Source organism: Lutibacter sp. (assembly GCF_040883305.1).
Lineage (GTDB): Bacteria > Bacteroidota > Bacteroidia > Flavobacteriales > Flavobacteriaceae > Lutibacter.
Window position 1 is genome coordinate 1 of record NZ_JBFLKT010000266.1, and the last position, 7,279, is coordinate 7,279.

The 7,279-nt window shown below is 29.1% G+C and carries 5 protein-coding genes; 1 reads left to right on the forward strand and 4 read right to left on the reverse strand.

Annotated elements, in window-relative coordinates; genetic code table 11:
• Positions 1-672, reverse strand: a 672-nt coding sequence (locus tag AB1Z17_RS08315; protein WP_368051338.1) for a hypothetical protein, incomplete at its 3' end; no start/stop codon positions are given.
• Between the two features lie 175 nt (positions 673-847).
• On the opposite strand from AB1Z17_RS08315, the gene AB1Z17_RS08320 reads away from it, so the two are divergent.
• The gene (locus tag AB1Z17_RS08320) at positions 848-2,890 is read left to right on the forward strand and encodes a ComEC/Rec2 family competence protein (protein ID WP_368051339.1); all 2,043 of its coding nucleotides are present in this window, start codon (positions 848-850) and stop codon (positions 2,888-2,890) included.
• Positions 2,891-3,077: 187 nt separating this feature from the next.
• Here AB1Z17_RS08320 and AB1Z17_RS08325 read toward each other — a convergent pair whose 3' ends face one another.
• The 3 genes from AB1Z17_RS08325 to AB1Z17_RS08335 all read right to left on the reverse strand — a co-directional run bounded on the left by AB1Z17_RS08325 (position 3,078) and on the right by AB1Z17_RS08335 (position 7,202).
• A complete protein-coding gene (locus AB1Z17_RS08325; RefSeq protein WP_368051340.1) occupies positions 3,078-3,617 on the reverse strand; it encodes a thioredoxin family protein in 540 nt (179 codons plus the stop codon).
• Between the two features lie 72 nt (positions 3,618-3,689).
• Positions 3,690-5,702, reverse strand: coding sequence for a peptide MFS transporter (locus AB1Z17_RS08330; protein WP_368051342.1), 2,013 nt, complete (start codon positions 5,700-5,702; stop codon positions 3,690-3,692).
• A gap of 18 nt (positions 5,703-5,720) precedes the next feature.
• Positions 5,721-7,202, reverse strand: coding sequence for an MFS transporter (locus AB1Z17_RS08335; RefSeq protein ID WP_368051343.1), 1,482 nt, complete (start codon positions 7,200-7,202; stop codon positions 5,721-5,723).
• Positions 7,203-7,279: the final 77 nt, after the last annotated feature.

Here is a 7,279-nt window from a genome sequence, read left to right on the forward strand (position 1 = left end):
ACTTTGCAATCCAACTCCAAAAACAGCTACTTTCTCAGATGTATAAACAAGCCTATAAACTTCAACTGTTTTACCTTTTTTAGCAGCTAAATTAGCAGAGATAGTTTTTAAACCTTCTTCAAAAGACGAAAATTCATTTAAAGTAACTGGATCTGAAAAGTAAGGCATCATAATTTTATAATGATATTTCCCTAATTTATGAGCTGCAACAGTTCCTCCAAAAGGCGTAAAATCACTTCCAACAGCAGTTAAACTTGATTTTAAATCGGAACTAAATGTTTTAAAGATACCTGAAAAAGTATTGTAATTAGCTCCTAAATAAGCTCTTAGAATATAATCTGGATTTGTATAAGAAACAATTGTTTTTCCATTTTCTTCAATCAATCCAATTTTAAAAGTTGCAGCTAAAGCGCCTCTGTCTGTAATTTTAATAACGGTATTTTTTAAATCTGTTCTAGTAAATGCAATAACTTTTAACGTTTTTTTGTTTGAAGGATTGTAGGTTCCTAAAATAGTAAAGTTGTTGTTTTTTAATGCATCAATAACGGTTTCAGATATTTGATCTATTCCTTCGGAAGTTTCTGTAACTTTTATATATGGTGCTATTTCCTGACCTATAGATACAAATATATTTAAAAGAACTACTAGGCTTGTGAACATTAATTTTTTCATAATATGATACTTTTATAAGTACTCAAAATTACTTTATAGCAGCAATTTGGAGAGTGACATAAGTCATTTTGTTACTTTTGTTACTTAACGCAGTCTCTTTACTAAATTAGTAGAAGAATTTGAACGAATATATAAATCTTGATTACTTATATTTTTTTTGTAGCTTTATCGTGCTATGATTAAGTTTTTAAAGTTTATACCTGTTCAATTAACGTTCTTTTTAATACTTGGTATTTTAATTGGGAACACCTATAATTTTCAAACAAATTTGTTGTTTAAAATTATCCCTTTATTATTAGTAGTACTTTTTATTTTATATGTCTATACAAACCGCCAACTAAAGTCAAATTTATTTTTTACAAGTCTTGTATTTGCAATTGCATTTTTTGTCGGAATTTCTGCAATTACCTTTAAAAATCAGTTACATCAACAACAACATTATTCTAATGCAGAAAGTTTTGAAGTCTCAACTAATAACATTGCAACAATTTCAATTAAAAAGGAACTAAAACCTTCGTTAAATTATTTTAAATATGAAGCTGAAGTAATTCAATTTCGAAACTCTAAAACTCTTGGTAACATACTCCTTAATATTGAAAAAGACAGTACTGAAACTGTTTTAAATGTCGGTGACAATTTAGTTGTGAATGCTTCATTTTATGAAATAAATATACCTTTAAATCCTTATGCATTTAATTACAAAAAATACTTAAAAAATCAACAGATTTATCATCAGTTATATATAGATACCAATCAATTTCTAAAAAAGCCAACAGCAGCTTATTCTATAAAAAGTCTAGCGGCTAAATTTAGAAAGAAGGTTACAGTTTCATTAATAAATAATGGGTTTAAAGATAACGAATTGGCTGTTGTAAATGCATTACTATTGGGGCAACGACAAACTATTTCAAAAGATTTACTTGAAAGTTATTCAGATGCAGGTGCCATTCATATTTTAGCAGTTTCCGGGTTGCATATTGGCATTATTTTATTAATTCTGATGTTCTTATTTAAACCTTTTCACTATTTAAAAAATGGAAAAGTCCTTGCAAGCATACTTATTATTTGTTTGTTATGGATGTATGCTGTTATTGCAGGTTTATCGCCATCTGTTGTTAGGGCTGTAACAATGTTTACTGCAATTGCCATTGGAATGCATTTAAATAAACCCTCAAATATTTACAATACGCTGGTTATTTCAATGTTCTTTTTATTGCTTTTTAATCCTTATTATTTGTTTGAAGTTGGTTTTCAATTAAGTTATTTAGCGGTTTTTGCAATTGTATGGATTCAGCCAAAAATTGTGAATTTATGGACTCCTAAAAATAGGTTTGTTTTTAAAATGTGGGAACTGCTTGCAGTTTCTTTAGCAGCGCAATTGGGTGTCTTACCTTTAAGTATTTTTTATTTTCATCAATTTCCAGGCTTGTTTTTTATTTCAAATTTAGTAATTATTCCTTTTTTAGGATTTATTCTAATTTCTGGAATAGTAGTAATAGCATTGTCAGTTTTTGAACTGTTACCACAATTTTTAGCCGATATATTTATAAATATTATTAGGTTAATGAATGCTTTTGTGGAGTGGATTGCAAATCAACATTTTTTTATAATCAAAGATATTGCACTTTCATTAGTTTTAATGTGTGCACTTTATAGTTTTATTTTTTTAAGTTTCAAATGGATAGAAAAGAAGACATTCAATAGATTAGTGTTGGTTTTACTTGCTTTTATTAGTGTACAAACTGTGCTTATTTTTGAAAAGAATAAGCTCCAAGCAACTAACGAATTTATTGTTTTTAATGAAAACAGAACCTCCGTTTTAGCGAGCAGGTTTGGAACGGACTTAAGTATTTACAGTTCAAAAGATTCAATTCAAAATTTATACAGTTTAACGGCTTATGTTTTAGGCACAGGCTTAAATGATTCGAATAAATTTAAGGGTTTTAAAAATTTGTATCGCTTTAATAATGAAACTATTTTGGTAATTGATAGTTTGGGAATGTATAATTTTAAGAGTATTAAGCCTTCCATTATTGTATTGCATAATTCTCCAAAAATTAATTTAGAACGTTTGTTAAAAATACACCAACCAAAAATTTTAATTGCTGATGCTTCAAACTACAGAAGTTATGCAGACAAGTGGGAGGAAACCTGTATGAAAAATAAAACTCCTTTTTACAATACCATGCAAAAAGGAGCTTTTATACTTAAAGAATAAAATGGTAACCAATTTATATAAGTAAACATGAATATAACTGAATATCAGTCGTTTCCGTTATTTCGAAGGAGGGACGACTGTGGAAATCTGTTTATTTATAGTGAGATTGCCACATTTTACTTGAAAAAAGTAAAATCCGCATTGGCAACTATTTAATACGCTGATTAATAGTTTTTTGCGAGTCTATTTACTCTTTAAATTCATACGTAAAATTATTCTGATAGTTTTCCCAATCACCTTGTGCCGTTATTTTTTTATAATCATCTGTTTTAAATAATTTTAAATACAACTCAAATTGTTGAGGTGTTTTATAACCAGGTAACGGAGCAATTAAATTAGTTTCTTCATCTAAAAATATAATAGTTGGATAAGCTCTTACTCCAAAATAACCAGCTAATTGATGCGAACTATTTCTCCCAGATTTATTTGGGTCGAAATTTGGGTTTTTAAAAGTTTGATCGTTAAAGTTTATAGTTTCGTTTCCTTCAGCATTAAATTTTACAGCATAATAATTTTCATTTACATAAGCTGCAACATCTTTATTACTAAAGGTGTTTTTATCCAACATTTTACAAGGACCACACCAAACGGTATAGGCATCAATAAATATTTTTTTAGGCGTTTCTTTTTGTGCAGCAACGGCTTCTTCCAGGCTCATCCAATTAATTTTTTGAGCTGATACAGAGATGCTACAAAAAGCAATTGTTAATATAAGTAGTTTCTTCATTTTTAGTTATTTAATTTGCGACTTCTAATTTTGACGCAAAAACGTTGCCAAAATTACAACCTTTTTTGAAATTTATTTAACACCGTGCATTAATTTTTTAAGAACAGGATTCATTAAAAGTGCTATAACTCCGATAATTATTGGTACAAAGGTGAATATTAAAAAGAAAGTTGAGATATCATATTTTGCTGTAATATCATCAATCATTGATCCCATTTTTCCAGAAGTTTTATTACCAATAGCTAAAGCTAAATACCATACTCCAAACATAAATGCAATCATACGCGCAGGTACTAACTTACTAACATAAGATAGTCCAACGGGCGATACACAAAGTTCTCCTAGTGTATGAAATAAATAAGCCATAATAAGCCAAATTATACTTACGGAAGCTGTTTTAGCACCTTGAGGAATACCAGATGCTCCATAAGCCAAAAATGCAAAACCAATTCCTAAGAAAAATAGACCAATAGCATATTTATTAGCTGGTTTAGGATTGTATTTACTTTCCCACCATTTAGAAAATAACGGAGCAAAGGCAATAATAAACAACGAGTTTAAGATTAAAAACCAGGTTGCAGGAATTTCAATTTCATTTTCTTTTTTCTGATTAATAGAAGCAGGAATGTTTGTACTTATTAACTCAGCTTGTTCTGTTGTTAAATATTTAAAATTCACACCTTTTTTATCAATATCAATAATAGATATTTTGTCGTTTTTAACAAAATCATTTGAAGAACGAATTACTGTTGATTTTTCAGAAACTATTGCATTTTCAGGAATTATTGTTTCTGATGTAATTGTAAACGTTTTTTTATCATCTTCATTTAAATGATATGTTTGATACGTAATTTCATATGAATATGTGTTGAAATTATTATATATTTTCCAGATTACAATTCCCCAAATTAATATAAAACTAAATGCTAAAATTAAATTTGAAATAAAATATTTTTTGAAGGTTTGTTTGAATAATAAAAAGAGTACCCAAGTGATAATCCCAATAGGAACAACTGTAATAATAATGTCAATAATATTAAAAATTAAGGCACTGCTACCAGATAAAATTCTACTAGTATAATCTTTAGCAAAAATACTCATAGATCCTCCTGCTTGTTCAAATGACGCCCAAAAGAATATAATAAAAAAGGCAAACACTACTACAGCCAACATTTTATCTCTTGTAATTGGACTATATCTTAAAATTCTTGAACCCAATAAGTAAATAAATAAAATGAGGGTTACTATTATAGTATGCCCAGAATAATCTGTTCCCCAAAATTCTAAAAAATTAGTATCACCAATTTTAGATAATGGATCATTTATAACCCAAGTTAATCCGGTTATAGAAACAATAACTATTAGAATTTTATCTATTAAAGTAAACGGGTTTAATTTATCTTCAATTTCAGTATGATCATCGGTTTCAATTGTTTTATCAATCTTATTTGGTTTTTTTCCAATATCTCCAAAAATACCTTGAGCAAATGTAAATTGTAATAAACCAAGCAACATAAAAATACCAGCGAGTCCAAATCCCCAGCTCCAACCTAAAATTTCACCTAAATACCCACAAAGCATAATTCCAAGAAAAGCACCTGCGTTTACACCCATATAAAATATAGTGTAAGCTCCATCTTTTTTTTCTGGGAAATCTTTATACAAGATTGAAATAAAAGAACTCATATTTGGTTTAAAAAAACCAGTTCCAATAACCAATAAACCCAATCCTAAATATAAGAAAAAAGGATTAGATTCAATAGCCATACTTGCATGGCCCAAGGTCATAATAACAGCTCCAATAATTATTGCACGTCTGTTTCCTAAGTATTTGTCAGCTAAAGTCCCTCCAATAATAGGTGTTAAATATAGCAATGCTAAATAGGTTCCATACAATGCTAAAGCATTTTCACGTGGCCAATCCCAACCGCCAATTCCTAATGCGCTTACTAAAAACAACACCAATAAGGCACGCATTCCGTAGAATGAAAAACGCTCCCACATTTCAGTGAAAAATAAGACGAACAATCCTGACGGATGCCCTAATACTTGGGTTTCAAAAAATTCGTTTTTTGATGAATTCATAAGAATAAATAATTTAAATTAAGCTGCTTTTTGAGCTGCTTCTTTTGGTCTAATAACAACTCTATCGTAAATTGTCAAAGCCAAAATAGTAACTATTCCAATTCCAACAATTACATACCAAATTTTATTAGGGTTGTAGGTGTCCCAAATAAGCTGTGTCATTTGAGTTTGTGTCATTTCTAATTTTTCAGAAGCCAAAGCAAAATAATCATTTTTAGTAAACTCTTTGGTTACTTCAGGCATTTGCACACCTCTATTAGTCATTTCAGTTTGCAATAAACTTAATTTATCTGACCATGCTTGGTATAAATTACCAGAAACAAAAGTTGTTAAAAAGTTACCTAAAAAGATAGGTAAAAAATAGGTTCCCATATAAAGTGCTTCTTTTCCTTTTGGAGAAATTAAAGCTATAAATGAAGAAAATGTTGGGTTTGTCATCATTTCACCAATTGCAAAAATCATAATACCTAAAATAGTATAAAGTCCGTTTCCAGTATAAAAAGTTATCCCAATACCAATTGAAGCTATAATAAATCCTGTAATCATAGCACTTACGTGTCTAATTTTTAAAACAAAATATGAAACAACTAATTGAAATAAAATAATAGACCCAGCATCTAAATTAATAAGCATTTCAGGATTTACAGAATCACCACCACCACTCATAGCACTTGCTATCCAAGGTGATACTTGAGCAATAGAATCGTGTAACGCTTTTGTATTTACCCAATCTTCAATAAAAGTAGGTAATGTATAAAACAATTGATTGAACATAGTCCAAAAACCAACCATAATTACAAGTAATACAGATAAACGGCTATCTTTAACAGCTTCCCAAATATTTTTTAAAGAACTGCTAATAGCTTCACTAATAGATTCTACTTTTTTAACTCTTTCTCCTTCTTTATAAAAGAAAATTAAAATTAAAAGGTTTATGGCAATTACAATTGCTGCTTGCAGAAAAACTATTTTCCAACCGTATTGTGTTCTTAAAGTTGATGAAAATGCCGGTCCAATAAAACCACCAATATTTACCATCATATAAAAAATACCAAATCCTAAAGTTGAATTAGACTTGTCTGTGTTTTTTGTAATAATAGCCGAAGCTACAGGTTTAAACATTGCAGCTCCAACCGCAACCCAAAGGAATACTAAGAATACAGAAGTGTAACTAGAAACTTCACCCATAAAGTAATATCCTGAACCAAGTACAATATAAGCAATTATTAATGACAATTTATACCCAATTTTATCTGCTATTACACCAGTAATCATAGGAAGTAAATACAATATTGCAGTAACAATACCCATTATTTGACCTTTTTCGGTGTGTGTAAAACCTAATCCACCATCATCAGTAGATCCAGTAAGATATAGTGCTAATACGGCAAATAGTCCATACCATGCCCAACGTTCAAAAAGTTCCATTACACTTGCTACCCAGAAGTTCTTATTGTAAGACTTCATTACTCCAAAAAACGATTTTTTTTCTGTACTCATTATTTTAATTTTTAAAATGGAAAAGCTCAAGTAAAAAATTTACCTGAGCTTTTATAATATTTTAATTATTTTGTAAC